General features: G+C 66.3%; 26 protein-coding genes. 18 read left to right on the top strand and 8 right to left on the bottom strand.

Annotated features, from left to right (window positions below; all coding sequences use genetic code 11):
* Nucleotides 1–32 precede the first annotated feature (32 nt).
* Nucleotides 33–1,523 (top strand): aldehyde dehydrogenase, encoded by a 1,491-nt coding sequence (locus tag CCOS191_RS11810; protein ID WP_046855362.1) that lies wholly within the window; start codon nt 33–35, stop codon nt 1,521–1,523.
* Between the two features lie 22 nt (nt 1,524–1,545).
* A complete protein-coding gene (locus tag CCOS191_RS11815; protein ID WP_046855363.1) occupies nt 1,546–2,937 on the top strand; it encodes an aspartate aminotransferase family protein in 1,392 nt (463 codons plus the stop codon).
* 168 nt (nt 2,938–3,105) lie between these two features.
* On the opposite strand, the gene CCOS191_RS11820 is transcribed toward CCOS191_RS11815, so the two are convergent.
* Both CCOS191_RS11820 and CCOS191_RS11825 read right to left on the bottom strand, forming a co-directional pair.
* Nucleotides 3,106–3,312: a tautomerase family protein gene (locus tag CCOS191_RS11820; RefSeq protein ID WP_046855364.1), complete on the bottom strand. Its 207-nt coding sequence runs from the start codon at nt 3,310–3,312 to the stop codon at nt 3,106–3,108.
* 16 nt (nt 3,313–3,328) lie between these two features.
* Nucleotides 3,329–4,063, bottom strand: a complete 735-nt coding sequence (locus CCOS191_RS11825; protein ID WP_046855365.1) for an SDR family NAD(P)-dependent oxidoreductase — start codon at nt 4,061–4,063, stop codon at nt 3,329–3,331.
* A 125-nt stretch (nt 4,064–4,188) separates the two neighbouring features.
* Between CCOS191_RS11825 and CCOS191_RS11830 the strand changes: the two genes are divergently transcribed.
* The 4 genes from CCOS191_RS11830 to CCOS191_RS11845 all read left to right on the top strand — a co-directional run bounded on the left by CCOS191_RS11830 (nt 4,189) and on the right by CCOS191_RS11845 (nt 7,290).
* Nucleotides 4,189–5,109, top strand: coding sequence for a LysR family transcriptional regulator (locus CCOS191_RS11830; RefSeq protein WP_046855366.1), 921 nt, complete (start codon nt 4,189–4,191; stop codon nt 5,107–5,109).
* Nucleotides 5,110–5,210: 101 nt separating this feature from the next.
* On the top strand, nt 5,211–5,480 hold the full coding sequence (locus CCOS191_RS11835) for a hypothetical protein (RefSeq protein ID WP_046855367.1): 270 nt from the start codon (nt 5,211–5,213) through the stop codon (nt 5,478–5,480).
* Between the two features lie 134 nt (nt 5,481–5,614).
* Nucleotides 5,615–6,313 carry an MOSC domain-containing protein gene (locus CCOS191_RS11840; protein WP_046855368.1) on the top strand — a complete coding sequence of 233 codons (699 nt, stop codon included), beginning with the start codon at nt 5,615–5,617 and terminating at the stop codon, nt 6,311–6,313.
* 41 nt (nt 6,314–6,354) lie between these two features.
* Complete coding sequence (locus tag CCOS191_RS11845) at nt 6,355–7,290, top strand: 5'-nucleotidase (RefSeq protein ID WP_046855369.1); 936 nt, start codon at nt 6,355–6,357, stop codon at nt 7,288–7,290.
* Between the two features lie 38 nt (nt 7,291–7,328).
* Here CCOS191_RS11845 and CCOS191_RS11850 read toward each other — a convergent pair whose 3' ends face one another.
* Nucleotides 7,329–7,646 carry a DUF2388 domain-containing protein gene (locus CCOS191_RS11850; RefSeq protein WP_046855370.1) on the bottom strand — a complete coding sequence of 106 codons (318 nt, stop codon included), beginning with the start codon at nt 7,644–7,646 and terminating at the stop codon, nt 7,329–7,331.
* Between the two features lie 153 nt (nt 7,647–7,799).
* Here CCOS191_RS11850 and CCOS191_RS11855 point away from each other — a divergent pair, with 153 nt between their 5' ends.
* Both CCOS191_RS11855 and CCOS191_RS26820 read left to right on the top strand, forming a co-directional pair.
* Entirely contained in the window at nt 7,800–8,426 is a 627-nt protein-coding gene (locus CCOS191_RS11855; RefSeq protein ID WP_046855371.1) for a glutathione S-transferase family protein, read from the top strand.
* 144 nt (nt 8,427–8,570) lie between these two features.
* A complete protein-coding gene (locus CCOS191_RS26820) occupies nt 8,571–9,341 on the top strand; it encodes an RHS repeat-associated core domain-containing protein (RefSeq protein WP_231867487.1) in 771 nt (256 codons plus the stop codon).
* Nucleotides 9,342–9,449: 108 nt separating this feature from the next.
* On the opposite strand, the gene mrdA is transcribed toward CCOS191_RS26820, so the two are convergent.
* Together mrdA and CCOS191_RS28150 are read right to left on the bottom strand one after the other, a co-directional pair.
* The gene (mrdA, locus tag CCOS191_RS11865; protein WP_046855372.1) at nt 9,450–11,336 is read right to left on the bottom strand and encodes a penicillin-binding protein 2; all 1,887 of its coding nucleotides are present in this window, start codon (nt 11,334–11,336) and stop codon (nt 9,450–9,452) included.
* 155 nt (nt 11,337–11,491) lie between these two features.
* Nucleotides 11,492–11,662: a hypothetical protein gene (locus CCOS191_RS28150; protein ID WP_172670887.1), complete on the bottom strand. Its 171-nt coding sequence runs from the start codon at nt 11,660–11,662 to the stop codon at nt 11,492–11,494.
* 203 nt (nt 11,663–11,865) lie between these two features.
* Between CCOS191_RS28150 and CCOS191_RS11870 the strand changes: the two genes are divergently transcribed.
* The 8 genes from CCOS191_RS11870 to CCOS191_RS11905 all read left to right on the top strand — a co-directional run bounded on the left by CCOS191_RS11870 (nt 11,866) and on the right by CCOS191_RS11905 (nt 21,084).
* A complete protein-coding gene (locus tag CCOS191_RS11870; protein WP_046855373.1) occupies nt 11,866–12,888 on the top strand; it encodes a LacI family DNA-binding transcriptional regulator in 1,023 nt (340 codons plus the stop codon).
* 72 nt (nt 12,889–12,960) lie between these two features.
* Nucleotides 12,961–13,731, top strand: coding sequence for a sugar phosphate isomerase/epimerase family protein (locus CCOS191_RS11875; protein WP_046855374.1), 771 nt, complete (start codon nt 12,961–12,963; stop codon nt 13,729–13,731).
* Entirely contained in the window at nt 13,724–14,683 is a 960-nt protein-coding gene (locus CCOS191_RS11880) for a sugar kinase (protein ID WP_046855375.1), read from the top strand. The genes CCOS191_RS11875 and CCOS191_RS11880 overlap by 8 nt, the downstream gene beginning before the upstream one ends.
* A 57-nt stretch (nt 14,684–14,740) precedes the next feature.
* Entirely contained in the window at nt 14,741–16,018 is a 1,278-nt protein-coding gene (locus CCOS191_RS11885; RefSeq protein WP_046855376.1) for an MFS transporter, read from the top strand.
* A gap of 10 nt (nt 16,019–16,028) precedes the next feature.
* Entirely contained in the window at nt 16,029–17,015 is a 987-nt protein-coding gene (locus CCOS191_RS11890) for a 2-hydroxyacid dehydrogenase (RefSeq protein WP_046855377.1), read from the top strand.
* Nucleotides 17,016–17,218: 203 nt separating this feature from the next.
* A complete protein-coding gene (locus CCOS191_RS11895) occupies nt 17,219–17,965 on the top strand; it encodes a gluconate 2-dehydrogenase subunit 3 family protein (protein ID WP_046855378.1) in 747 nt (248 codons plus the stop codon).
* Nucleotides 17,966–17,977: 12 nt separating this feature from the next.
* Nucleotides 17,978–19,753 (top strand): GMC family oxidoreductase, encoded by a 1,776-nt coding sequence (locus CCOS191_RS11900; RefSeq protein ID WP_046855379.1) that lies wholly within the window; start codon nt 17,978–17,980, stop codon nt 19,751–19,753.
* An 11-nt stretch (nt 19,754–19,764) separates the two neighbouring features.
* Nucleotides 19,765–21,084 (top strand): cytochrome c, encoded by a 1,320-nt coding sequence (locus CCOS191_RS11905; protein ID WP_046855380.1) that lies wholly within the window; start codon nt 19,765–19,767, stop codon nt 21,082–21,084.
* Nucleotides 21,085–21,271: 187 nt separating this feature from the next.
* On the opposite strand, the gene CCOS191_RS11910 is transcribed toward CCOS191_RS11905, so the two are convergent.
* The 3 genes from CCOS191_RS11910 to CCOS191_RS11920 all read right to left on the bottom strand — a co-directional run bounded on the left by CCOS191_RS11910 (nt 21,272) and on the right by CCOS191_RS11920 (nt 23,206).
* Nucleotides 21,272–21,601 carry a hypothetical protein gene (locus CCOS191_RS11910; protein ID WP_046855381.1) on the bottom strand — a complete coding sequence of 110 codons (330 nt, stop codon included), beginning with the start codon at nt 21,599–21,601 and terminating at the stop codon, nt 21,272–21,274.
* Nucleotides 21,602–21,675: 74 nt separating this feature from the next.
* Nucleotides 21,676–22,326 (bottom strand): DUF998 domain-containing protein, encoded by a 651-nt coding sequence (locus CCOS191_RS11915; protein WP_046855382.1) that lies wholly within the window; start codon nt 22,324–22,326, stop codon nt 21,676–21,678.
* Nucleotides 22,327–22,390: 64 nt separating this feature from the next.
* Nucleotides 22,391–23,206, bottom strand: a complete 816-nt coding sequence (locus CCOS191_RS11920) for a sulfite exporter TauE/SafE family protein (protein ID WP_046855383.1) — start codon at nt 23,204–23,206, stop codon at nt 22,391–22,393.
* 109 nt (nt 23,207–23,315) lie between these two features.
* Here CCOS191_RS11920 and CCOS191_RS11925 point away from each other — a divergent pair, with 109 nt between their 5' ends.
* Both CCOS191_RS11925 and CCOS191_RS11930 read left to right on the top strand, forming a co-directional pair.
* Complete coding sequence (locus tag CCOS191_RS11925; RefSeq protein ID WP_046855384.1) at nt 23,316–24,083, top strand: AraC family transcriptional regulator; 768 nt, start codon at nt 23,316–23,318, stop codon at nt 24,081–24,083.
* A 79-nt stretch (nt 24,084–24,162) separates the two neighbouring features.
* Entirely contained in the window at nt 24,163–24,912 is a 750-nt protein-coding gene (locus tag CCOS191_RS11930) for a FadR/GntR family transcriptional regulator (RefSeq protein WP_023632887.1), read from the top strand.
* Nucleotides 24,913–24,916 lie beyond the last annotated feature (4 nt).

The raw sequence follows: 24,916 nt of genomic DNA on the forward strand, positions 1-24,916 counted from the left end.
CCGGCCCGCGTGTGGCCGGAGGGGAGACCTGCGTGCATACGAAAAGCGATTGGCTGCAGCGCGCCGCGCGGCAAAGCTTCATCACCACCGCGTTGATCGACGGACGCCCGGTAGCGGCCCGCGACGGCGCCACCTTCGCCGCCATCAACCCGGCGACCGAGCAGTGCCTGGCCCGGGTCGCCGCCTGCGCCGACAGCGAGATCGACCAGGCGGTGCGCGCCGCCCGCCGTGCCTTCGAGCATGGACCTTGGGCGCGCATGGCGCCGGCCGAGCGCAAGCGCGTGCTGCTGCGCCTGGCCGAGTTGATGCTGGCCCACCGCGAGGAGCTGGCGCTGCTCGACTCGCTGAACATGGGCAAGCCGGTGATGGACGCCTACAGCATCGATGTGCCCGGCGCGGCCCAGGTGTTCGCCTGGTATGGCGAGGCGCTGGACAAGCTCTATGACCAGGTCGCGCCGACCGCCGCCAGCGCGGTGGCGATGATCAGCCGCGAGGCGTTGGGCGTGGTCGGCGCGGTGGTGCCGTGGAACTTCCCGCTGGACATGGCCGCCTGGAAGGTCGCCCCGGCGCTGGCCGCAGGCAACAGCGTGGTGCTCAAGCCCGCCGAGCAGTCGCCGTTCTCGGCCCTGCGCCTGGCCGAGCTGGCCCTGGAGGCCGGGTTGCCGGAGGGGGTGCTCAACGTGGTACCGGGCCTGGGCGAAACCGCTGGCCGGGCTTTGGGCCTGCACCCGGACGTGGATTGCCTGGTGTTCACTGGCTCCACCCAGGTGGGCAAGTACTTCATGCAGTATTCGGCGCAGTCGAACCTCAAGCAGGTGTGGCTGGAATGCGGCGGCAAGAGCCCGAACCTGGTGTTCGACGACTGCCGCGACCTCGACCTGGCGGCGCAGAAGGCCGCGTTCGGCATCTTCTTCAATCAGGGCGAGGTGTGCTCGGCCAATTCGCGGCTGTATGTGCAGCGCTCGATCCACGACGAATTCGTCGAGCGTCTGCTGCGCCAGGCACGCGAATGGCTACCGGGCGACCCGTTGGACCCGGCCAGCCGTGCCGGCGCCATCGTCGATGCCACGCAGACCGCGCGAATCGAAGCTGCCATCGGCCAGGCCCGGGAGCAGGGCGCGCGTCTGCGCTGCGGTGGTGAGCGCCTGAGCGTGAACGGCTCGCGCAACTTCATCACGCCGACGATCTTCACCGACGTACGCCAGGACATGGCCCTGGCCCGCGACGAGGTCTTCGGCCCGGTGCTGGCGGTCAGCACCTTCGACGACGAGGAGCAGGCCATCGCCCTGGCCAACGACAGCGTCTATGGCCTGGCCGCGTCGGTGTGGAGCGACGATCTCAACCGCGCCCACCGCGTGGCCAGGCGGCTCAGGGCCGGCACGGTGTCGGTCAACACCGTCGATGCCCTGGACGTGACCGTGCCGTTTGGCGGCGGGCGCCAGTCAGGCTTCGGCCGCGACCTCTCGCTGCATTCGTTCGACAAGTACACCCAGCTCAAGACCACCTGGATCCAGCTGCGCTGACATTCACCCGAGGAGAACAACAATGAACGCACCCATCACCCCGGCGACCGGCAAACGCGATACCCGCGACTACCAGGCTGGCGACGCCGCCCACCACATCCACGCCTTCCTCGACCAGAAGGCGCTCAACGCCGAGGGACCGCGGGTCATCACCCGCGGCGAGGGCCTGTACCTGTGGGACAACGACGGCCGTCGCTACCTGGACGGCATGTCCGGCCTGTGGTGCACCCAGCTCGGCTATGGCCGCAAGGACCTGACCGCCGCCGCCGCCGCGCAGATGGACCAACTGCCGTACTACAACATGTTCTTCCACACCACCCACCCGGCGGTGATCGAGTTGTCCGAGCTGCTGTTCAGCCTGCTGCCCGGCCACTACAGCCACGCCATCTACACCAACTCCGGCTCCGAGGCCAACGAGGTGCTGATTCGCACCGTGCGCCGTTACTGGCAGGTGGTCGGCCAGCCGCGCAAGAAGATCATGATCGGCCGCTGGAACGGCTACCACGGCTCGACCCTGGCGGCCACGGCGCTGGGTGGCATGAAGTTCATGCACGAGATGGGCGGGTTGATCCCGGATGTGGCGCATATCGACGAACCGTACTGGTTCGCCGCCGGTGGCGAGCTGACCCCGGCGGAGTTCGGTCGCCGTTGCGCCTTGCAACTTGAGGAAAAGATCCTCGAACTGGGCGCCGAGAATGTCGCAGGCTTCATCGCCGAGCCGTTCCAGGGCGCCGGCGGCATGATCTTCCCGCCCGAGAGCTACTGGCCCGAGATCCAGCGCATCTGCCGCCAGTACGACGTGCTGCTGTGCGCCGACGAGGTGATCGGTGGTTTCGGCCGCACCGGCGAATGGTTCGCCCACCAGCACTTCGGTTTCGAGCCGGACACCCTGTCCATCGCCAAGGGCCTGACCAGCGGCTACGTGCCCATGGGCGGCCTGGTGCTGAGCAAGCGTATCGCCGAGGCTTTGGTGGAGAGGGGCGGGGTGTTCGCCCACGGCCTGACTTATTCCGGCCACCCGGTGGCGGCGGCGGTAGCCATCGCCAACCTCAAGGCCTTGCGCGACGAAGGTATCGTGCGCCGGGTCAAGGACGACACCGGCCCGTACCTGCAGCGCATCCTGCGCGAGGTGTTCGCCGATCACCCGTTGATCGGTGAAGTACAGGGCACCGGCCTGGTGGCAGCCTTGCAGTTCGCCGAGGACAAGGCCACGCGCAAGCGCTTCGCCAACGAGAACGACCTGGCCTGGCAGTGCCGCACCTTCGGTTTCGAGGAAGGGGTGATCATCCGCTCGACCCTGGGGCGGATGATCATGGCGCCGGCCCTGGTGGCCAGCCGTGGCGAGCTGGACGAACTGGTGGAAAAGACGCGTATCGCGGTGGAACGTGTAGCACGATCGGTGGGCCGAGGCTGAAACCCGGGGGCGCGCAGGCGCCCCTTCGCCGGCAAGCCGGCTCCCACAGGGTCCGCGCAATTCGTGAGTGCCGCGCTGTACCTGTGGGAGCCGGCTTGCCGGCGATGGGTTGCGTAGCAGCCCCAGTGACGCGAACTGACAGACATTACCCTTTCGCCCGTGATGGCTTCAGCGACGTTCGCGCTGGCGCAGCGCCGTCACCGTCTCGCCAGCGACACCCCAGTTGTCGGTGGGCACCTCCTCGATGACCACGAAGGTGCTCGCCGGTGGCTTGTTCAGCACCTGTTCCAGCAAACGCGTGGTGCCTTCGATCAACTGGCGTTTGTGTTCGGCCGTGACGCCTTCTTCGGTGACGCGGATATGGACATAAGGCATGTGCGTGGCTCCCGTTTCAGTGCCAGGTGCCGGCGGTGCTGCCACCGTCGACGGGCAGGACGGCGCCGCTGACGAAGCGCGCGTCGGTCAGGTACAGCACGGCGTTCACCACGTCCTCGGGCTGGCCGGTGCGTCCGCTCGGCGACAGTGCGCCGAGGCCTTCGGTGTTGCCGCTATGCAGCGGGGTGTCGATGATCCCCGGGGCCACGGCGTTGACCTGCACGCCGCTGGCAGCGAGTTCCAGCGCCAGGCCCTTGACCGCCTGGTTCAGCCCGCCCTTGACCAGCACCGGCAACAGTGCCGGCACACGGGTGTCCGGCTGCAGCGCCACCGAAGCGGTGATCGCGACGATATGCCCGTGCCCTTGCGCCTTCATCACCCGGGCGGCGGCCTGGGCGGGGTAGAAGAAGCCCTTGAGGTTGGTGCCGACCAGCGCGTCGACATCGGCTTCGGTGTAGTCGGTCACCGGTTTAGGGATGAAGATGCCGGCGTTGTTGACCAGAATATCGACGCGGCCAAAAGCTTCCTGGGCGGCGGCGAACAGCCGCTCGGCGGTGGCTTTCTCGGCGATGTCGCCAGCGACGCCGATAAAGCCAGGCGGGTCGCCCAGGCGGGCGGCGGCCTGGTCCAGGCGAGCCTGGGTGCGGGCATTGCCGACCACGTTGTCGCCACGCTCGAGGAAGGCCTGGGCCAGGGCGTAGCCCAGGCCGCTGGAGGCGCCGGTGATGATGACGGTTCTTGCGCTGCTCATGGGGAAAGTCTCCGGTGGTTCGAGCCAGTGCTCGGGTGTGCAGCCACTCTAGGCTGCAACGCCCACTTGAAAAATGAGGCATGAGGCATTTCAATCGATACATCATGTAATCAATCGAGCCACCCATGACCCGCCACTTCGATGATCTGCAACTGGGCAGCCTGGAGCTGTTCTGCCTTGCCGCCGATGCCGGCAGCTTTACCGAGGCCGCGACCCTCGCCAGTGTCACCCCCGCAGCAGTGAGCCGTTCGGTGGCACGCCTGGAGGAACGCCTGGGCGTGCGCCTGTTCGTGCGTACAACCCGGCAGATGCGCCTGAGCGAGGCCGGCCAGGCCTACTACCAGCATTGCCGCCAGGCATTGGGCCAATTGGTCGAGGCCGAGCGCGAGGTCACCGGTGGCCAGCTCGAGCCCGCAGGCTGCCTGCGCATCAGTGCGCCGACGCCTTACGCCCATCACCGCCTGTTGCCACTGCTGCCGCGCTTTCGCCAACGCTATCCGCGGGTGCAGGTGGACGTGCATGTGAGCAACCGCAACGTCGATTTCGCCGAAGAGCATTTCGACCTGGCGATTCGCGGCCGCGCACCGGCCGACTCGCGGCTGGTGGCCCGGCGCCTGGAGGATGCCGAGCTGGTGGTGGTCGCCACTCCGGACTACCTGGCTCGGGCCGGTGTGCCACAGACCCTCGAGGACTTGGCCGGGCACGAATGCATCCAGTTCGAACTGCCCAGCAATGGCCGGCGTCCCGCCTGGAGTTTTCGTCGCGAGGGCCAATGGGTCGAGCTGGAAACCCAGGGCGCCTTCACCTGCCTGGGCGACTTTCTTGCCACCACTACCCTGGTGCGTCACGGCGGCGGCCTGATGCAGGCCTACCGGTTCACCGTGCAGGACGCCCTGGAAAGCGGCGAGCTGGTGGAGGTGCTCGCCGTGCATGGCGGCACGTCGCGGCCGTTCATGCTGGTCTATCCCCAGGCCCGGCACATGCCGCTGAAGGTCCGCGTGTTCATCGACTTCCTGGTGGCCGAGGTGGCTGTACCGTTGGGCTGAAGCCCTGTTGCGCTGACCTTGGCGGACTATGCTCTGTGCTGCGTCGGCCAACTGGCCGGCGGATATTCCGGCAGTCAGGTTGTTTCCCAGGAGAACACTCCATGAAATCCATGACACTGCTAGTGATCACTTGCGTACTGAGCTTCGCCGCCCATGCCGAGGATGGCCCGGCGACCAACTGCGATGCCAAGATCAAGGACCTGGAGTACATCAGCAAGAGCGATGGCCAGGCCTTGCATGGCGGCATGGCCCATGACTACCACGAGTTGCTCAAGCAGGCCAAGGCCGCCCAGGCCAAAGGCGACATGGAGACGTGCCAGGCCTCGGCCGACCGTGCCAAGACGATCTACAACAAGGCGCGGGGCAAGTAGGCGCTGTCGAAACCTCTCGGGGACAAGTCCGCTCCAGCAGGAGCGGGCTTGCAGGCAGCCCCGCCAATCGGCCGGTTGGGCCTCTCGCGGGCTCTGGTGTAAGCTCTCCCGGTCCTTCCCACGAGACCCGCCGCATGACCTCGCCCAGCCCGCGCCTGGACAGCCTGCTCACCGGCAGCGCCCGGCCATTCACCCGCCCAGGTTCCCTCAGCGCCATCGACAAGCAACCCCGCCAGGGCCCCTTGCAGGTGACCTTGCTCGGTATCGCCGGCGACGAACAGGGCGATCTGCGCGTGCACGGCGGCGTCGACAAGGCTATCCATCATTATCCCCGCGATCACTACCCCGACTGGGTCGCTGAACTCGGCGAACACCCCTTGTTGACCCGGCCCGGTGCCTTCGGCGAAAACTTCAGCAGCAGCGGTTGGCGCGAGACCGATGTGTGCCTGGGTGACCGTATCCGCGTCGGCACGGCGTTGCTGGAGATCTCCCAGGGGCGCATGCCGTGCTGGAAGCTCAACGACCGTTTCGACGTGGCGCAGATGGCGCTGCGGGTGCAGCAGAGCGGGCGCACCGGCTGGTACTACAGGGTGCTGGAGGAGGGCGAGGTACAGGCGGGCGATGCCCTGCAACTGGTCGAGCGCCCCTATGGCCAGTGGTCGGTGGCGCGGCTTTCGGCGGTGCTGTTCGACAAGCAGCTGGAGCCCGGCCTGTTGCGTGAATGCCTGGAACTGCCGCTGGTGCCGAACTGGCGTCGCACCCTGGAAAAGCGCCTGGAGCAACGCCAGGTCGAGGACTGGACTTCGCGCCTGCAAGGTCGCAGCGAAAGCTGAACGGCATCGCGCACAACATTTACCCACACAAGGAATGCCCCATGGCCTTCGAACTGGATGATCGCCTGGTCATCGGTGTCGCTTCCAGCGCCGTGTTCGACCTGAGCGAGTCGGACGCCGTGTTCCGCCGCGACGGCGAGGCGCAATACCGCAAGTACCAGGAGCAGCACCTGGACGTGCCGCTGGGCAAGGGCATTGCCTATCCCTTCATCAAGCGCCTGCTGGCGCTCAATGACCTGCGCGGTGATCCAGAGGACCCGCTGGTGGAGGTGGTGTTGCTGTCGCAGAACGACCCGGACACCGGCATGCGGGTGATGAAGACCATCGGTCACTACGGCTTGAACATGACCCGGGCGATCTTCACCCAGGGTCGCTCGCCGTATGAGTACATCCCGGCGTTGAACATCGCGCTGTTCCTGTCCGCCGACAAGCAGCACGTGGACGCCGCGATCAAGGCCGGCTACCCGGCGGGGCAGGTGCTGGATTCGAAGTTCGACGACGATGAAAGCGACGATAACCTGCGCATCGCCTTCGACTTCGATGGCGTGCTGGCCGGCGATGAGTCGGAAGCGGTGATGCAGTCGGGCGGCCTTGGCAGCTTCCATGCCCATGAAGTGATCAATGTCACCCAGCCGCACAACCCCGGCCCGCTCAAGGAATTCTTCGTGCGCATTGCCCGCATCCAGGCGGCCGAAGAGCAGCACAAGCTGGCCAATCCCACTTACGAGAACCGCCTGCGGGTGTCGATCGTCACGGCGCGCAACGCGCCTTCACACGAGCGTGCGCTCAATACCCTGAAAAGCTGGGGGGTGATGGCCAACGACGCGTTCTTCCTGGGTGGGATCGAGAAGCGCAGGGTATTGCAGGTACTAAAGCCGCACATCTTCTTCGATGACCAGTCCGGGCACCTTAAGAGCACCAGCACGGTGGTGCCGTCGGTGCATATCCCGTTCGGCGTGACCAACCGCCCGGGCTGACCTGCGCCGCGCAAGCGGCGCCAGGTCGCCCTGGTCCGTCAGTGATTCGCCAAACTGTCATCCTGCGACAACAGCGCCTGGGCCAGCTCTTCGTCACTGGCCTGCAGCCCCGGATTGGCCTGGCGCACCTCGGCCAGCGCCGCTTCCAGATAGGCCCCACGAATGGCACCGCCGCTGGCTACGAAGGCCGACAGCTCGTCGCGGGCCGGGATGATCCGTTTGTCATCCTTGAAGGTCGAGTACAGCGAGGCGGAGACCCCCGCCGAGGTAGCCACGTCCCCGGCATCGACGCGGGCCAGGGCGGCACCGGCAGGAAGCAGGAGCAGCAGCGAGGGAACGAGCAGTAAGTGGCGCATGGCGAGTCCTCCGGAAAGGTGATGCCCAAGGGTGTTACTGCATGTTCATAAGAGCGACGCCGGGTGTCAGGAGTTCCTTGCCACATTGACCCCGGTCTTTGCCCATGATTTGCTCGCTGTCCTGCAGCCTGCCAATCAAAGGAACCGGATGCCATGGCCGAATATACGCTCCACTGCTTTGCCGAGTCGGGAAACGCCTACAAGGCCGCGCTGATGCTGGAACTCACCGGCCAGGACTGGGCGCCGGTGTTCGTCGATTTCTTCCATGGCCAGACCCGTGGGCAAGACTGGCGTGACGCGGTCAACGAGCAAGGGGAGGTGCCGGTGCTGGAACATGCCGGCGAGAAGCTTACCCAATCGGCGCTGATCCTCGATTACCTGGCCGAGCGCACCGGCCAGTTCGGCCCGCGGGACGATCACGAAAAGCGCGAGATCTGGCGCTGGATGCTGTTCGACAACCACAAGTTCACCAGCTACTACGCGGCGTTGCGCTTCATCTACTGCCTCAAGCAGATGGGCGAGTCGGATGTCACCCGCTTCCTGCGCGAGCGGGCCAGGGCGGCCTACCAGATCGTCGATGCGCACCTGGCGAAGACGCCGTTCATGGTGGGCGGGCGGCTGACCATCGCCGACCTTTCGCTGGCGGGCTATGTGTATATGCCCGAGGACACTGGCCTGGCGGTTGGCGAGTTCCGTCATATCGAGGCCTGGAAACAGCGAATCCAGGACATTCCAGGGTGGAAACATCCCTACGACTTGATGCCGAGAGCCGCTGGCTGAGGCAACGCCAGACCTGCCGGTACAGGCTTGCCTTGCGATAGCGCGCCCGGTATGCAGGTTGGCAGGCCTGGCATTTTTGTCAGTTGCGGGCTAATGGAGTTGCTTGCACAGTCACGCAGACAGGAACTTTGTCCAGGAGTCTGCATGTCAGTATCAACTGTTAGCTCGAAAATGGCCCTGCTGGCCACCGACCGGCACGGTTCGATACTGCGTCATCATGCGTCGCAGGCCAGCCTTCCGGTTCCCTACACCGCGTTTGGGTATCGGCCATTTGCCAGTGGGTTGCCCCTGATGCTGGGTTTCAATGGCCAGTTGCAGGAACTGCAGGTTGGGGGCTACCTGCTTGGCAATGGCTATCGGGCATACAGCCCGGTGCTGATGCGCTTCCTGTCACCCGACAGTTTCAGCCCCTTTGGAGACGGTGGCCCAAATGCCTATGTTTACTGCAGCGAAGATCCTGTGAACGCAGTCGACCCGTCAGGACACAAGCCTAAATACAAGATAAAAATCGAGATATACCACCCTAAAGGACCCGTTCCTGGTGGTGATCCTACCCCGACCCGACAACAGATCTGGAACCAGCCTGGAAATACCGCAAACCTCAAGCTTGAAGCGAAATCCAATGCGTTTACGTCGCACGTGGAGAACCTGTATGTATTCGAGTCAGGGGACGGTAAACCCATGTATGTTCTTGGGTTCCATGTAAAGGAAATGCAGGAGATAGCCAGTCGCAGGGAAGCGATATCCAAGGGGCCAGTTGATAGTGAAGGCGTATTGGCTTCCCTGACCAGCCGGGCCAAGGAAATATCCAAGATGGGCACCAACCTCTATAACCAGGCAGCCGATCGCGAAAATAGAAATGTGAATTTTGTGCAGGACAAGAGTCCCAGCATCAGGGAAAACTCAGATTCCTGACTAAAACGCCGTGATGACGCTCATCTGTGAAAATGTGTGGGCGGCGCTCAGTTGCGCCGCTTCCAATCACTCCCGGTCAAGTTCCCGAGCCTCGACGCAGGCACGGCCCTATGTATGTGGCACGGGCTTGGCCAGCCCCGCATACCGCTCCTTCAAATGCCCCTGCTCATCCAGCAGATACGCATCCATCACCTCCCGCACCACCGGCCCCGCCACGCGGCCACCGGCTTCACCGTTCTCGATCATCACCGCTACCACCAGCGCCGGGTGATCGGCCGGGGCAAAACCGACGAACAGGGCATTGTCGCGGTGGCGCTCGAGGGTCTTGTTGCGGTTGTAGCGCTCACCCTGCTTGATCGCCACCACCTGCGCGGTGCCGCTCTTGCCGGCGATGCGGTACTGGGCGCCGGCGGCGGATGCGCGGGCGATGCCGCGCGGGTCGTGCATGACCATCTGCATGCCCTGGCTGACCTGGTCCCAGGCATGCTTGTCGTGCAGCACGATATCCGCCATCGGGTGCGGGTCGACCGGCGCCTGGCCACCGATGGTCAGGGCCAGGTGCGGGCGGTGCCACACGCCCTTGCTGGCCAGCAGGCTGGTGGCCTGGGCCAGCTGCAGCGGGGTCACCTGCATGTAGCCCTGGCCAATGCCGAGAATCAGCGTTTCGCCGGGGAACCAGGCCTGGCGCCGGGTGGCGCGCTTCCACGCCTGGGACGGCATCAGCCCCGGCGCTTCCTCGAACATGTCCAGCGAGACCTTCTGGCCGAGGCCGAACTCGGCCATGTAGTCGTGCAGGCGGTCGATGCCCAGCTTGTGCGCCAGGTCGTAGAAGTAGGTGTCGTTGGAGCGCATGATCGCGCTGTACAGGTCGACCCAGCCATCGCCCGTGCGGTTCCAGTTGCGGTACTTGTGCTCGTAGTTGGGCAGCTCGTAGTAGCCAGGGTCGAACACCCGGCTGCCGGGGGTGATCACGCCGCTGTCGAGGCCGGCGATGGCCACCTCGGGCTTGACCGTCGAGCCTGGGGCGTACAGCCCGCGCAGCACGCGGTTGAACAGTGGCCGGTCGATGGAGTCGCGCAGGGCGGCGTACTGCTTGAAGCTGATGCCCTTGACGAACAGGTTGGGGTCGAATGCCGGGTTGCTGACCATCGCCAGCACGTCGCCGTTGGCCGGGTCGAGCACCACCACCGCGCCGCGCCGATCGCCCAGGGCTTTCTCGGCGGCTTGCTGCAGGTGGGCGTCGAGGCTCAGCACGATGTCCTTGCCCGGCACCGGGTCGTGATGATTGAGCACGCGCATCACCCGGCCCTGGGCGTTGGTCTCGACTTCCTCGTAGCCCACCTGGCCGTGTAGCTGGTCCTCGTAGAAACGCTCGATGCCGGTCTTGCCGATGGACTGGGTGCCACGGTAGGCGGTGCTGTCGAGGCTCTTGGCTTCCTTCTCGTTGATGCGTCCGACGTAGCCGACCGAATGGGCGAAGTGTTCGGCCAAGGGGTACTCGCGAATGAATTGTGGCTCCACCTCCAGCCCCGGCAGGCGGAACTGGTTGACCGCGATCAGGGCGATCTGCTCCTCGCTCAGACCGACCAGCAGGGTCACCGGCTCGAACGGCTTGCGGCCGCGGCGCAGGTCCTTGTCGAACTGCTGGCGGTCGTCCTCGGACAATCCCAGGACCTGCGCCAGGTTGTCGAGCACCTTCTTCGAATCGCCGGCCCGCTCGCGGGTCATGGTCAGGTTGAAGCTGGGCTTGTTGTCGGCCAGCACCACCCCATTGCGATCGTAGATCAGGCCGCGTTCGGGCGGGATCGGCAGCACGTGCACGCGGTTGTTTTCCGACACCGCCGACTGTTGGTCGTGCTGCAACACCTGGAGCACATAGAGCCGGCCTACCAGTACCGCCACCAGGCCGAGCACCAGCAGGGCACAGGCCAGCAGCCGGCGGTTGACCAGGTGCTTTTCCTTTTCGTGGTCCTTGAGGGGAATGGGTTGCGGCATGAGCACAGGGGAGCGGCGGGTGGGGCGGCGATGCTACGCGGGCAGGCGGTGAGGCTCAAGGCGCAGCGCCCCGCGCACTGCTGGCCAGGCATTGCTCTGGCCCGCAGGCAGGGGCTCTGCGGCAATCATGAAGCTTCTTTCATGTGGGCACAGGCCTAGGCAATGAACTCCGATTCTCTTGCCGGCTGAACAACCGCATCCTGGCGAATGCTGAGCACCACGGCCCCTGCGCACAAGCCCAGCAGCCCGACACTGGCCACCACGATATCCCCCATCCCCATGCCGGCGAGCATTAGCACCAGGCTGATACGAAACACTGCGGTCATGGCGATCTCCAGGGCAGGGCGAGCGAAGTCCGAAGTGTCACCATACCGCTCCGAAGGCCGAGGTACAGGGCAGGAGGGAGGGTTTGGCAGTGTATGCGCCTGCTTTGGCACAAAGCCCGCCACTTGACGGCATGGGCCATCCCTGATTTCATTGAAACCGGTTTCATCAACCCTGCACAAACACCTACAAGAAGGGCTCAGGGGTGGATAAAGACGCAGTTCCCGTCCGCGGACGGGTCACTATCAGCGAGGTCGCGAAGGCGGCCGGCGTCTCCAAGGCAACCGTCTCGCGCTATATGGGCGAGGATCGGCAACTGCTCGCCGAGGCGACCGCGCAGCGGATCGAAGCCGTCGTCGAGCGCCTGGGCTATCGCCCCAACCGCATGGCCAGTGCCCTCAAGCGCGGCCGCACCGGGCTGATCGGCATGCTCCTGGCGGATATCCGCAACCCCTATTCCGTGGCGGTGATGCACGCTGTCGAGACGGCCTGTCGCCAGCACGGCTACAGCCTGGTGGTGTGCAACACCGACTGTGACGACGCCCAGGAGCGCAGCCAGCTGCAAGCCCTGCAGGCGTACAACGTCGACGGCCTGATCGTGAACACCCTGGGCCACCGCGCCGGGGAGCTGGCCAGTCTGGCCCGCGACCTGCCCATGGTGCTGGTCGACCGGCAATTGGCGGGCCTGCCAGTCGATCTGGTGGGCCTGGACAACAGCGACGCCGTCGAGCAGGCGCTCGATCACCTTGAACACAACGGTTATCGCGACATCCTCGCCGTCACCGAGCCACTCGATGGCACCAGCTCGCGGCAGGAGCGCGTGGATGCCTTCCAGGCCTCCATCGCCCGGCGTCGTGGGTTGCGCGGGCAGGTGCTGGAGGTAGGCCCGGGCCTCGCCGAGCAGCTGGGCGCGTTCATCACCGGGGCAGGGCACGGCCCGCAGGCGCTGTTCAGTTGCAATGGTGTCGCCACCCTGGAGCTGGTGCGGGTGCTGCACGCCAGGGGCGGGCCGCTGTTCCAGGACCTGGGCCTGCTGGCGCTGGACGACCTGGACTGGTACCCGCTGGTGGGCGACGGCATCAGCGCATTGGCGCAACCCACCGGGCGTATCGGCGCGGCGGCGTTCCAGTGCCTGCTGGAGCGCCTGCAAGGCAGCCCTCTGCCGGCCCGGCGCCTGGATCTGCGCGCGCAGCTCATCGCGCGAGGCTCTACCCGATCACAACACTGACGGCGCCCTGGACGCCGTTGTTGCCGGGGAAAAATGAAACCGGTTTCATCCACAAGAACAAGGACTACCACGATGCGCACGCACACTGTTTCCATCAGCTTGTCGAGTTTCGGGGCCGATGCCGTGAGGCGGTTGGGCCAGGCCAGCTACCTGCCGTTGCTCGCTGCGGCGGGTGCGCGTCGGGTGGAGTGGCGCGAGGAGCTGTTCGACGCCGCGCCTGATGCCGCTACCCTGGCCAATCTGGCCGCCGAGCATGGCCTGCAGAGTCTCTACTCCACGCCACTGGAACTGTGGCGCGAGGACGGCAGCCTGGAGCCCGCGATTGCCCAGCGCCTGCAGCTGGCGAGTGAGATCGGCGCGGTGGCGCTCAAGGTGTCGCTGGGTCATTACCAGGATGGCTGCGATTTGCCGGCGCTGGCGCCACTGTTGCAACACAAGACGGCGCTGTACGTGGAAAACGACCAGACGCCCTACGGTGGGCGCCTGCAGACCTTGGTGAAGTTCTTTCGCGAGGCCCAGGCGCAAGGCGTGGCGCCGGGCATGACCTTCGACATCGGCAACTGGTACTGGCACGACGAGTCGCCGCTGCTGGCCGCGCAATTGCTGGGGCGTTGGGTGCGCTACGTGCACTGCAAGGCGGTAGCGCGCCGCGCCGACGGGCGCCTGGTGGCCGTGGTGCCCGAGGACCTCGACCTGGCCCAGTGGCGCGAATTGATGACGCATTTCGCCGCGGGCCTGCCGCGTGCCATCGAGTACCCCCTGGCCGGCGAGGACCTGCTGGCACTGACGGCGCGCCAGGTCGCGCAACTGGCCGAGCTGGAAGGGCAGGTGTGCCATGGCTGAGCATGACGTGCTGTGCTTCGGTGAAACCATGGCCATGTTCGTGGCGGCGCAGCCGGGCGACTTGGCCCAGGTCGAGGGCTTCGGCAAACGCATCGCCGGTGCCGACAGCAATGTGGCCATCGGCCTGTCACGCCTGGGCCTGCGGGTGCAATGGCTGAGCCGGGTCGGTGACGACTCGCTCGGTGCCTTCGTGCTCGACAGCCTGCGACGCGAAGGCCTGGACTGTTCCAGTGTCGAGATCGATGCCGGGCACCCAACGGGGTTCCAGCTCAAGGAGCGCTGCGACGATGGCAGCGATCCGAAAGTCGAGTATTTCCGCCGTGGCTCGGCGGCCAGCCGGCTGTCGCCCGCGCTGGTGCGGCCGGCGTTGTTGCAGGCCCGGCACCTGCATGCCACGGGCATTCCGGCGGCGCTTTCAGGCAGTTGCCGCGAACTGTGCCACCAGTTGCTGGATGGCATGCGAGCCAATGGCCGCAGCATTTCCTTCGACCCCAACCTGCGTCCCTCGCTGTGGCCCGACCGCCAGACCATGGTGCGCGAGGTCAACGCCCTGGCGGCCAAGGCCGACTGGGTGCTGCCAGGGCTGGAGGAGGGGCGCCTGCTCACCGGCCGGCAGTCGCCGCAGGCCATCGCCGAGTTCTACCTTGAACAGGGCGCGCAGTACGTGGCGATCAAGCTGGGGGCCGAAGGCGCCTACTGGCGCGATGCCCAGGGCGCCCATGGCGTGATGCCCGGCCAGCCGGTCGCGCGGGTAGTGGACACCGTGGGCGCGGGCGATGCCTTCGCCGTCGGGGTGATCAGCGCCTTGCTCGAAGGCTTGCCGCTGCGCCGCGCCGTGGCCCGCGGCAACTGGTGCGGCAGCCGCGCGGTGCAGAGCCGCGGCGACATGGAAGGCCTGCCGCAACGTCATGAACTGGACCACCACGAAAACCCTGCGCGCGAAGCACGCTGAAGCGCCGACCTGTGCGCAACCTGATGTGACAAGAACAACAAGACCAGGAGAACACCCATGCAGATCGATCGACTCGCACCCAGACGCTGGTGGTACATCATGCCCATCGTCTTCATCACCTACAGCCTGGCCTACCTCGACCGGGCCAACTACGGCTTCGCCGCGGCCTCGGGCATGGCCGACGACCTGAAGATCACCCCGGCGCTGTCGTCGCTGCTCGGCGCGCTGTTCTTCCTCGGCTACTTCTTCTTCCAGGTGCCGGGCGCCCTGTACGCGCAGAAGCGCAGCGTGAAGAAGCTGATCTTCGCCAGCCTGATCCTCTGGGGCGGGCTGGCCACGCTGACCGGGATCGTCCACGACGTCTATTGGCTGATCGCCATCCGCTTTCTCCTGGGCGTGGTCGAGGCGGCGGTGATGCCGGCCATGCTCATCTATCTGTGTCACTGGTTCACCCGTGCCGAGCGCTCGCGGGCCAACACCTTCCTGATCCTCGGCAACCCGGTGACCATCCTGTGGATGTCAGTGGTCTCGGGTTACCTGGTGCAGCAGTTCGACTGGCGCTGGATGTTCATCATCGAGGGCGCGCCGGCCATTCTCTGGGCGTTCATCTGGTGGCGCCTGGTCGATGACCGACCGGAGCAGGCCAAGTGGCTCGATGCCCGGGAGAAGGCTGCGCTGCGCCAAGCGCTGGACGCCGAGCAGCAGGGTATCAAGCCGGTGAAGAACTATGCCGAGGCATTCCGTTCGCCCACGGTGATCATCCTGTCGTTGCAGTACTTCTGCTGGAGCATCGGCGTGTATGGCTTCGTCCTCTGGCTGCCGTCGATCCTCAAGCAGGCCGCCGCGCTGGACATCGTCACCGCCGGCTGGCTGTCGGCGGTGCCCTACCTGGGGGCGGTGCTGGCCATGCTCGGGGTGTCGTGGGCCTCGGACCGCCTGCAGAAGCGCAAGCGCTTCGTCTGGCCGCCGCTACTGATCGCCGCGCTGGCGTTCTACGGCTCCTATGCCCTGGGTACCGAGCATTTCTGGTGGTCGTACGCCTTGCTGGTGATCGCCGGCGCTTGCATGTACGCGCCCTACGGGCCGTTTTTCGCGATCGTTCCCGAACTGTTGCCGGCCAACGTCGCCGGGGGCGCCATGGCACTGATCAACAGCATGGGCGCGCTGGGCTCGTTCTCGGGCTCGTACCTGGTCGGCTACCTCAATGGTGTCACCGGCGGCCCCGGCGCTTCGTACCTGTTCATGTGCGGTGCACTGCTGCTGGCCGTGGCCCTGACCGCCGTCCTCAACCCCTTGCAACAGGCGCGCCGGCACAGCCTGGCGCCGAGCCGATAGGAGCCTCAGCATGAAAAAGCGCATCGTCGCCTACAAACGCCTGTCCGATGAACTGATGGCGCGCCTGCACGCGCAGGCCGAGGTGACCCTGGTGGAAGCGCCGGCCGCCGATGGCCTGGCGCGCTTGCGCGCGGCGCTGCCGGGCGCCCATGGCCTGCTGGGCGCCAGCCTGCGCCTGGACCGCGCGCTGCTCGACCTGGCGCCGCACCTGGAAGTGATCTCCAGCGTGTCGGTGGGCGTGGACAACTACGATATCGAGGCGCTGGATCAGCGTGGGGTGCTGCTGACCAACACCCCCGACGTGCTCACCGAAACCACCGCCGACACCGGTTTCGCGCTGATCCTGGCCTGTGCCCGGCGCGTGGTCGAGCTTGACGGCTGGATTCGCGCCGGCCACTGGCGGGCCGGGATCGGGCCGGCGCAGTTCGGCTGCGACGTGCAGGGCAAAACCCTGGGCATCGTCGGCATGGGCCGTATCGGTGAGGCCCTGGCCCGACGCGCGCATGCCGGTTTCGGCATGCGCGTGCTGTACCACACCCGTCAGCCGCGGCCCGAAGTGGAGGCGCGGTTCGCCGCCGCGCATCGCAGCCTGGAGGCATTGCTGGCCGAGTCCGATTTCGTCTGCCTGTGCCTGCCGTTGACCGCCGCGACCGAGAACCTGATCGGCGCGCCACAGCTGGCGCTGATGAAGCCATCGGCGATCCTGGTGAACATCTCTCGTGGCCGCGTGCTCGACGAGGCGGCACTGTTGCAGGCGCTGGCCGAGCGGCGCATTCGCGGCGCCGGGCTGGACGTGTTCGTGCAGGAGCCGCTGGCGGTGGATTCGCCGCTGCTGCAACTGGACAACCTGGTGGTCACCCCGCATATCGGCTCGGCCACGCTGGAGACCCGCGAAGCCATGGCCCGCTGCGCAGTGGACAACCTGCTGGCCGCGCTGGCTGGCGAGCGGCCGACGAACCTGGTCAACCCTGTGGCCTGGGAACGGCGAAACAACTGAACCTGGTGAGCGTCGCGCTTGCCTCATGTCTACCAAAACAACAGCCTTTGTCTGGTTCGAGATCCCGGGGTCGCTCTGCGACCCCTTGGCAATTCAAGGCCGGCCGCGCAAGACAGCGCTGTCTTGGGCGGCCGGCGCCGGGATCTCCATTGGCGAAAAGGGCGACGATTCCCGTATGACCTGATCAACAGAGAGACATCCTCATGTCCAAGGACCAACCCGCCTCCGTGCAACCGGCGCGCCGGGCGTTCCTGCGCCAATCCCTGACCCTGATCCCGGTGGCGACCCTCGCCAGCACCGGACTGGGCGGCGCAGTGCTCGCCGACAGCGCCACCCCGGCACCTGCCGAACCGGCCCGGCCGGCTACCGCGCGCGCCTACCAGCCGACCTTCTTCACCCAGGAGGAGTGGGCCTTCGTCAGCGCCGCCGTGGCCGTGCTCATCCCCACTGATGCCCTGGGCGCGGGCGCGGCCGATGCCGGCGTGCCCGAGTTCATCGACCGCCAGCTCAACACCCGCTACGGCAGTGGCGGGCTGTGGTACATGCAGGGGCCATTCCACCCCGACGCCCCCAGCGAGCTGGGCTACCAGCTCAAGCTCAACCCTCAGGAGATCTACCGGCTGGGCATCGCCGAGACCGACGCCTGGTGCAAGGCGCAGTTCGGCAAGGCGTTCGCCCAGCTCGATCTTGCGCGCCAGCAGCAGGTACTGGAGGCCCTGGACGGCGGTACGGCGACGTTTGCCTCGCTGCCGGCGGCCACCTTCTTCAACATGCTCTGGCTCAACACCCGCGAAGGCTTTTTCAGTGATCCGCTGCACGGCGGCAACCAGGGGTTGGTCGGCTGGAAGCTGGTGGGCTTCCCAGGCGCCCGCGCCGATTTCATGGACTGGGTGGAGCGCGACGAGCGTTATCCGTTCCCGCCGGTCTCCATCAGCGGCGAGCGGGGTTGAAGCATGAGCCAGATGAAAAAAGTCGATGTAGTCATCGTCGGGTTCGGCTGGGCCGGGGCGATCATGGCCAAGGAGCTGACAGAGGCCGGCCTGCAGGTGGTTGCCCTGGAGCGAGGCCCGGCCCGGGACACCTACCCGGACGGCGTCTACCCGCAGACCATGGACGAGCTGACCTACAACTCGCGCAAGAAGCTGTTCATGGACATCTCCCGCGAGACCGTGACCCTGCGCCATAGCGTCAACGACGTGGCCGTGCCGTATCGCCAGTTCGGCGCCTTCCTGCCCGGCACCGGAACGGGTGGGGCGGGGCTGCACTGGTCCGGCGTGCATTTTCGCGTCGACCCGGTGGAGCTGCGCCTGCGCAGCCACTACGAGGAGCGCTACGGCAAGGCCTTCATCCCCGAAGGCATGACCATCCAGGACTTCGGCGTGAGCTACGAAGAGCTGGAGCCGTACTTCGATTTCGCCGAGAAGGTGTTCGGCACCTCCGGCACGGCCTGGTCGATCAAGGGCCAGGTGGTGGGCCGCGACAAGGGCGGCAACCCGTTCGCCGCCGACCGCTCCAGCGACTTCCCGCTGGTGGCGCAGAAGAACACCGTGTCGGCCCAACTGTTCGAGAAGGCCGCCCGTGAAGTCGGCCATCACCCCTACAACCTGCCGTCGGCCAACACCTCCGGGCCTTACACCAACCCGTACGGCGCGCAGATGGGACCGTGCAACTTCTGTGGTTACTGCAGCGGCTATGCCTGCTACATGTACTCCAAGGCCTCGCCCAACGTGAACATCCTGCCGGCCCTGCGCCAGGTGCCGAACTTCGAGTTGCGCAACAATGCCCATGTGCTGCGGGTCAACCTGACCGAGGACAAGCGCCTGGCCACCGGCGTGACCTATGTCGATAGCCAGGGGCGTGAGGTCGAGCAACCGGCCGACCTGGTGATCCTCGGCGCCTTCCAGTACAACAACGTGCGCCTGATGCTGCTCTCGGGCATCGGCAAGCCTTACGATCCGGTCAGCAACCAAGGCGTGGTGGGGCGCAACTTCGCCTACCAGAACATCTCCACCGTGACCGCGTTCTTCGACCGCGACAGCCACCACACCAACCCCTTCATCGGTGCCGGCGGCAACGGTGTGGCGGTGGACGATTTCAACGCCGACAACTTCGACCATGGCCCCCACGGTTTCGTCGGCGGCTCGCCGTTCTGGGTCAACCAGGCGGGCGCCAAGCCGATCTCCGGTACCAAGGTGCCGCCGGGCACGCCGAAGTGGGGCAGTGGCTGGAAGGCCGCGGTGGCCGACAGCTACCGGCACATGCTGTCGATGGATGCCCACGGCGCGCACCAGTCCTACCGCGACAACTACCTCGACCTGGACCCGGTGTACAAGGACGCCTACGGCCAGCCGTTGCTGCGCATGACCTTCGACTGGAAGGACAACGACGTGAAGATGAACCGTTTCATGGTCGAGCGCATGGGCAAGATCGCCGAAGCCATGGGGCCCAAGGCGATCAGCGCGGGGAAAAAGGCCTTCGGCCAGCACTTCGATGCCTCCACCTACCAGACCACCCACCTCAATGGCGGCGCAATCATGGGCACCGACCCGAAGACCAGTGCGCTCAACCGCTACCTGCAATGCTGGGACGTGCACAACGTGTTCGTGCCCGGCGCCTCGGCCTTCCCCCAGGGCCTGGGCTACAACCCTACCGGGCTGGTGGCGGCGTTGACCTACTGGTCGGCGCGGGCGATCCGCGAACGCTACCTGAAGAACCCCGGCCCACTGGTGCAGGCATGAGGAGGCCGGTCATGAAACTCAAGACACTGTTCATCGCCATGCTCGGCCTGGGTGCGAGCAGCTTGCTGCACGCCGCCGACGGCGTCGATCCAGCCTTGGTCAAGCAGGGCGAGTACCTGGCCCGTGCCGGCGACTGCGTGGCCTGCCACACCGCCAAGGGCGGCAAGCCCTTCGCCGGCGGGCTGCCGATGGAGACGCCGATCGGCACCCTGTATTCGACCAATATCACCCCGCACGCCAGCGGCATCGGCCAGTACCGCTACGAAGACTTCGAGCGCGCCGTGCGCCAGGGCATCGGCAAGGATGGCAGTACGCTGTATCCGGCCATGCCATACCCATCCTATGCCCGAGTCAGCGATCAGGACATGCAGGCGCTGTATGCCTACTTCATGCACGGCGTGCAGCCGGTGGCGCAGCAGAACAAGGCCAGCGACATCCCTTGGCCATTGAGCATGCGCTGGCCGCTGGCGTTCTGGCGTGGGTTGTTCGCGCCCGAGGTCAAGCCGTTCGAAGCCGCAGGGCGCGATCCGGTGGTGGCGCGGGGTGCCTACCTGGTCGAAGGGCTGGGCCATTGCGGGGCCTGTCATACGCCACGGGCGATCACCATGCAGGAAAAGGCATTGGATACCGCCGACGGCGATGCCTTCCTGGCTGGCAGCGCACCGCTCGAGGGCTGGATCGCCAAGAGCCTGCGCGGCGACCACAAGGACGGCCTGGGCAGTTGGAACGAGGCGCAGATCGTCGCCTTCCTCAAGACCGGCCGCAATGAACGCACCGCGGTGTTCGGCGGCATGAGCGACGTGGTCGAGCACAGCATGCAGTACATGAGCGATGCCGACCTGACGGCCATTGCCCGCTACCTGAAGACCTTGCCGCCGAGCAACCCGGACGACCAGCCGTTCCAGGCGGACCCCAGCGTGGCCCAGGCGCTGTGGCAAGGCAATGACGGCAAGACGGGCGCGGCGTTGTACGTGGACAACTGCGGGGCTTGCCACCGTACCGACGGCCAGGGCTATGCCCGGGTGTTCCCGGCACTGGCGGGCAATCCGGTGGTGCAGGGGCAGGATGCCACCTCGCTGATCCACATCGTGCTGGAAGGCGCGACCCTGCCGGCCACGGCGAGCGCGCCGTCGACGTTCAGCATGCCCGGCTTCGGCTGGCGGCTGTCGGACCAGCAGGTGGCCGATGTGGTCAACTTCATTCGCAGCAGCTGGGGCAACCAGGCCGCGGCGGTGACCGCGGGGCAGGTGGCGGCGCTGCGCAAGGCGGCACCGGTGCCGCTCAAGGCGCAGACGCTGATCGGCGATACCACGGGGATTGCGGAGCCTTGATCGGCAGGCTCGATTGACAGGGAGGTGTTGTGGGAGGGGGCTTGTCCCGCGATGGCCGCTTGGCCAGATCGCGGGGCAAGCCCGCTCCCACCGGTTGCCGATTACGCCGCTGAATACCTCGAAATCACTTCAATATGTGCTAATAAGTTACATTTGATATAACTCATAGCTACTTGAATTATATGAATTATTTTTTAGCGACTGCATGCTGGGCACATTGCTCGTAATACGTCTGCTTGATCGCCGCCGGCTTCAGCCGCGAGCGGCTGTTGTACGTCTGCTCGGTGATCCCGAACGCCGTCATGCGCATCCATGGCTTGGCGAACTTGCGTGCCTGCAGCTTCTTGCGCGTGGCATACAGGGTCACCCCGGAAAGCTTGGCCTGTTGCGCCTCGGCGGCGATCTGCGCGCCCCAGCCGCACACCTGGCGATCGTTCTGGCTCAGGGCCCGGGCCTGGGCGCCGAAGGCGGTTGTGGCCAGCAGGCAGCCAGCCACGGTTGCTAGAATTACGCGCATGTTGCTGTCCTAAGCATCTGAAGGAAAACGAAGTTTGCCCGCGCTTTCGACGCCTGGGGGCCAGCAGTTTGCCGTCAGGCGATGGCCATTTGCAGGCCATCGCGCGAACGCCAGCGCAACGATTGCAGGGCCAGGGCGGCAACCCACAACACGCTGATGCCGTAGTTGAGGCGCTGGTACAGGCCGAACAGTTCACCGCCTTGCGCGGCCTTGGCCATCAGCACCACGGTGATCATCGCCAGCACCGAGCACAGCAGCGACCACCTTCCCAGCCACGGGGAGCCTGCCACGCGTTTGCCCAGCCAGATCCACAACACGCTGGCCAGGGTCAGCGAGAGGAACATCAGCAGGCCGCTGAGATTGTGCATCTGTTGCGAGAACGACGGCTCCAGCGGCGCGCAGCCCTGGTCGCAGGGGAACCAGCCGGTACCCAGGCTGCCGACAGCGTGCAGCAGCACCAGCCCCGCGCTCAACCGAGCCAGCCCCGAGTACCGCCAGCGCCGCGCCAGGCCCCAGGCGAACAGGCCGAAGAGCAACGCCAGGGGGAAGTTGTTGACCCAGGGCGAGAAGCCATGGGTCGGCGCGCCGACCGCGCCGAGCTGGCTCATGGCCTGTTGCAGATGGTCGTAGCCGGGATAGGCCAGGGCGGTCAGGCCAACGCCTGACAGCAGCCAGAGCGGGATGAGCAGGCCAGTGGCGAGCAGCAAGCGATCGAACGTCTTCATGCGGTTTCCTTCCTTGGAGAGAGCAGGTCGCAGCCTACAGCGCGGGCATGACCGATGGCCAGGCTCAATCGCCAACGAGCAGCATCACCAACAGTACGCAGGCCAGCAGCGCCAGGTAGGCCCGGGCATGCACGTGGTCGGGGATGCGCCCCAACAAGGGCGCGGCCAGGTGCATGCCCAGCCAGGCACCGACGGTCATCACCAGGGTGGCGCGCAGGTCGATCAGCCCGAGCACGCCGACACCCAGGTCAGCCTGACTGCTCGGCACCAGGGCATAGACCAGCGTGGCCGCCAGGGCCATGGGCAGCGACAGCGGATTGGCCATGGCGGTGGCGGTGCGCATGCTGGCGCCGCGGCGGCGCATCAGCGGCACGGTCATCACGCTGCCACCGACGCCAAGCAGCGCTGCCAGCGCGCCGATGGGCAGGCCGGCCAGGGTTGCGCCGGTACGGCTCATTTCAGCCAGTGCCTGCCCGCCTGTGCGGACGAAGCCCGGGCGCAGCCAGGCATCGAGCAGGCTGAGCAGGAGATAGGCGATGAACAACCCGCGCAGCCAGGCGCTGGTCACGTACAGGGCGGCCCAGGCGCCGAGCAGGGCCCCGACGGCAATGGCCGGCGCCAGGGGCCGCACCAGGTCCCAGCGCAGGCTGCCGGCGCGGTGGTGGCGCCAGGTGGCCAGGGCGCTGCTGAAGATCATCACCGTGGCCGAGGTGGCCACGGCGATCTGCATGGCATGCTCCGCCACGGCCGTGCCGGCGCCGTGGCTGGTCAGCAGCAGGGCATAGAGCAGCGGCACGGCGAAGAACCCGCCGCCGAAGCCGAACAGCAAGGTGGTGACGCCGGCACACAAGCCGAACAAGCCAAGCAGGGGGTAGAGCATGGGAACAGCCTCAGGGCCAGGACAGGGGCTCTCAGCGTAGGCACCTGCCTCTTGGCCGGCTTGCGCCAATTGGCCAATAATCATCGCATCACGGCCAGAGCCTGTTGTCATGCGCAATGTTCCCCTGTCCCAGATCGATGCCACCCCCCGTGCGGTACTGGCCATCGCCACCGATTACCCGCCCGACACCCTGTTGCCCAGGCACGTCCATCGCCGGGCGCAATTTCTGTATGGGATGAGCGGGCTGATGGAGGTGCTGACCGACGACGGCGCCTGGGTCATTCCACCCGGCAGCGGCGTGTGGATTCCTCCCGGCAAACCGCACCAGGTGCGCATGCGCGGCGTGAGTACCCGCAGCCTGTACATCGAGCCGACAGCGCTGCCTCGCCCGGGCCCGCTATGCGAGGCATTGCGTGTCGAACCGCTGCTGCACCAGCTGTTGCTGGCCAGCGCCGAAGTGCCGGCCCTGCATGACGAGGCGGGGCGCGACGGCCTGCTGCTGGGGCTGCTGCTGCATGAGCTGGGCCAGGCCGAGCGCCTGCCGCTATTCGCGCCGATGCCAACGGAGCCACGTTTGGCGGCCCTGTGCCAGGCGTTCCTGGCGCAGCCGTTGATCCATGCCCGCGCCGAGGCCTGGGCGCGTCAACTCAACTGCAGCCCGCGCACCTTCAGCCGGCGTTTTCGCGAGCAGACCGGGCTGTCGTTCGGCCAATGGCGCCAGCAGGCCTGCCTGATGGCGGCGGTGACACGCCTGGCGGCGGGCGAGGCGGTGACGGCCATCGCCCTGGACCTGGGCTACGAGAGCCCCAGCGCATTCTCCAGCCTGTACCGCAAGGTCATGGGCCACACGCCCTCGGCGGCGCGCCAGGGCGCATGAAAACCCGCCCGGACGTATGTGATCGTACAACTGCTTGCGCTATCATCGCGCCTGTCTTCCACAACCAGACAGACAGGGCATGACAGAGCAGCAGGTACAGGCACGGACCCGGCGCAAGCCACGCAGTCTGGCCCAGGAACTGGTCACGGTGCTGACCGAGCGCATTCGCAGCGGCCAGCTCAAGCGCGGCGACAAGCTGCCCACCGAATCGCAGATCATGGCCGAGGAAGGGGTCAGCCGCACCGTGGTGCGTGAGGCCATCTCGCGGCTGCAGGCCGCAGGCCAGGTCGAGACCCGCCACGGTATCGGCACCTTCGTGCTGGACACCCCAAGTACCGGGGGTTTTCGTATCGACCCGGCGACCATCGTCACCCTGCGCGAGGTGCTGGCGGTGCTGGAGTTGCGCATTGCCCTGGAGATCGAGTCGGCAGGCCTCGCGGCCGAGCGTCGCAGCGACGAGCAACTGGCCGGCATGCGCGCCGCGCTGGACGAGCTCAACGAGGGCGCGGCCCATGCCTCGGATGCGGTGTCGGCGGACTTCCAGTTCCACCTGCGCATTGCCCAGGCCAGCGGCAATCACTACTTCGCCGACATCATCAATCACCTGGGCACCAGCATCATCCCGCGTACCCGGCTCAACTCGGCGCGCCTGGCCCATGACGACCAGGCGCATTACATGAGCCGGTTGATGCACGAGCACGAAGCGATCTACGAGGCGATCGCCCGACGCGACAGCGAAGGCGCCAAGATGGCCATGCGCATGCACCTGAGCAACAGCCGCGAACGCCTGCGCCAGGCCCATGAAGAGGCCGAGGCGCAGCGGGGCTGACGTC

This window comes from Pseudomonas sp. CCOS 191 (assembly GCF_001007005.1).
Lineage (GTDB): Bacteria > Pseudomonadota > Gammaproteobacteria > Pseudomonadales > Pseudomonadaceae > Aquipseudomonas > Aquipseudomonas soli.

Excerpts from the sequence above, each read along its gene's own strand:
- CCOS191_RS11815 (WP_046855363.1), top strand. The coding sequence starts at position 1,546 with ATGAACGCACCCATCACCCCGGCGACCGGCAAACGCGATACCCGCGAC.
- CCOS191_RS11820 (WP_046855364.1), bottom strand. The coding sequence starts at position 3,312 with ATGCCTTATGTCCATATCCGCGTCACCGAAGAAGGCGTCACGGCCGAA.
- CCOS191_RS11825 (WP_046855365.1), bottom strand. The coding sequence starts at position 4,063 with ATGAGCAGCGCAAGAACCGTCATCATCACCGGCGCCTCCAGCGGCCTG.
- CCOS191_RS11830 (WP_046855366.1), top strand. The coding sequence starts at position 4,189 with ATGACCCGCCACTTCGATGATCTGCAACTGGGCAGCCTGGAGCTGTTC.
- CCOS191_RS11835 (WP_046855367.1), top strand. The coding sequence starts at position 5,211 with ATGAAATCCATGACACTGCTAGTGATCACTTGCGTACTGAGCTTCGCC.
- CCOS191_RS11840 (WP_046855368.1), top strand. The coding sequence starts at position 5,615 with ATGACCTCGCCCAGCCCGCGCCTGGACAGCCTGCTCACCGGCAGCGCC.
- CCOS191_RS11845 (WP_046855369.1), top strand. The coding sequence starts at position 6,355 with ATGGCCTTCGAACTGGATGATCGCCTGGTCATCGGTGTCGCTTCCAGC.
- CCOS191_RS11850 (WP_046855370.1), bottom strand. The coding sequence starts at position 7,646 with ATGCGCCACTTACTGCTCGTTCCCTCGCTGCTGCTCCTGCTTCCTGCC.
- CCOS191_RS11855 (WP_046855371.1), top strand. The coding sequence starts at position 7,800 with ATGGCCGAATATACGCTCCACTGCTTTGCCGAGTCGGGAAACGCCTAC.
- CCOS191_RS26820 (WP_231867487.1), top strand. The coding sequence starts at position 8,571 with ATGTCAGTATCAACTGTTAGCTCGAAAATGGCCCTGCTGGCCACCGAC.
- mrdA (WP_046855372.1), bottom strand. The coding sequence starts at position 11,336 with ATGCCGCAACCCATTCCCCTCAAGGACCACGAAAAGGAAAAGCACCTG.
- CCOS191_RS28150 (WP_172670887.1), bottom strand. The coding sequence starts at position 11,662 with ATGACCGCAGTGTTTCGTATCAGCCTGGTGCTAATGCTCGCCGGCATG.
- CCOS191_RS11875 (WP_046855374.1), top strand. The coding sequence starts at position 12,961 with ATGCGCACGCACACTGTTTCCATCAGCTTGTCGAGTTTCGGGGCCGAT.
- CCOS191_RS11880 (WP_046855375.1), top strand. The coding sequence starts at position 13,724 with ATGGCTGAGCATGACGTGCTGTGCTTCGGTGAAACCATGGCCATGTTC.
- CCOS191_RS11885 (WP_046855376.1), top strand. The coding sequence starts at position 14,741 with ATGCAGATCGATCGACTCGCACCCAGACGCTGGTGGTACATCATGCCC.
- CCOS191_RS11890 (WP_046855377.1), top strand. The coding sequence starts at position 16,029 with ATGAAAAAGCGCATCGTCGCCTACAAACGCCTGTCCGATGAACTGATG.
- CCOS191_RS11895 (WP_046855378.1), top strand. The coding sequence starts at position 17,219 with ATGTCCAAGGACCAACCCGCCTCCGTGCAACCGGCGCGCCGGGCGTTC.
- CCOS191_RS11900 (WP_046855379.1), top strand. The coding sequence starts at position 17,978 with ATGAAAAAAGTCGATGTAGTCATCGTCGGGTTCGGCTGGGCCGGGGCG.
- CCOS191_RS11905 (WP_046855380.1), top strand. The coding sequence starts at position 19,765 with ATGAAACTCAAGACACTGTTCATCGCCATGCTCGGCCTGGGTGCGAGC.
- CCOS191_RS11910 (WP_046855381.1), bottom strand. The coding sequence starts at position 21,601 with ATGCGCGTAATTCTAGCAACCGTGGCTGGCTGCCTGCTGGCCACAACC.
- CCOS191_RS11915 (WP_046855382.1), bottom strand. The coding sequence starts at position 22,326 with ATGAAGACGTTCGATCGCTTGCTGCTCGCCACTGGCCTGCTCATCCCG.
- CCOS191_RS11920 (WP_046855383.1), bottom strand. The coding sequence starts at position 23,206 with ATGCTCTACCCCCTGCTTGGCTTGTTCGGCTTGTGTGCCGGCGTCACC.
- CCOS191_RS11925 (WP_046855384.1), top strand. The coding sequence starts at position 23,316 with ATGCGCAATGTTCCCCTGTCCCAGATCGATGCCACCCCCCGTGCGGTA.
- CCOS191_RS11930 (WP_023632887.1), top strand. The coding sequence starts at position 24,163 with ATGACAGAGCAGCAGGTACAGGCACGGACCCGGCGCAAGCCACGCAGT.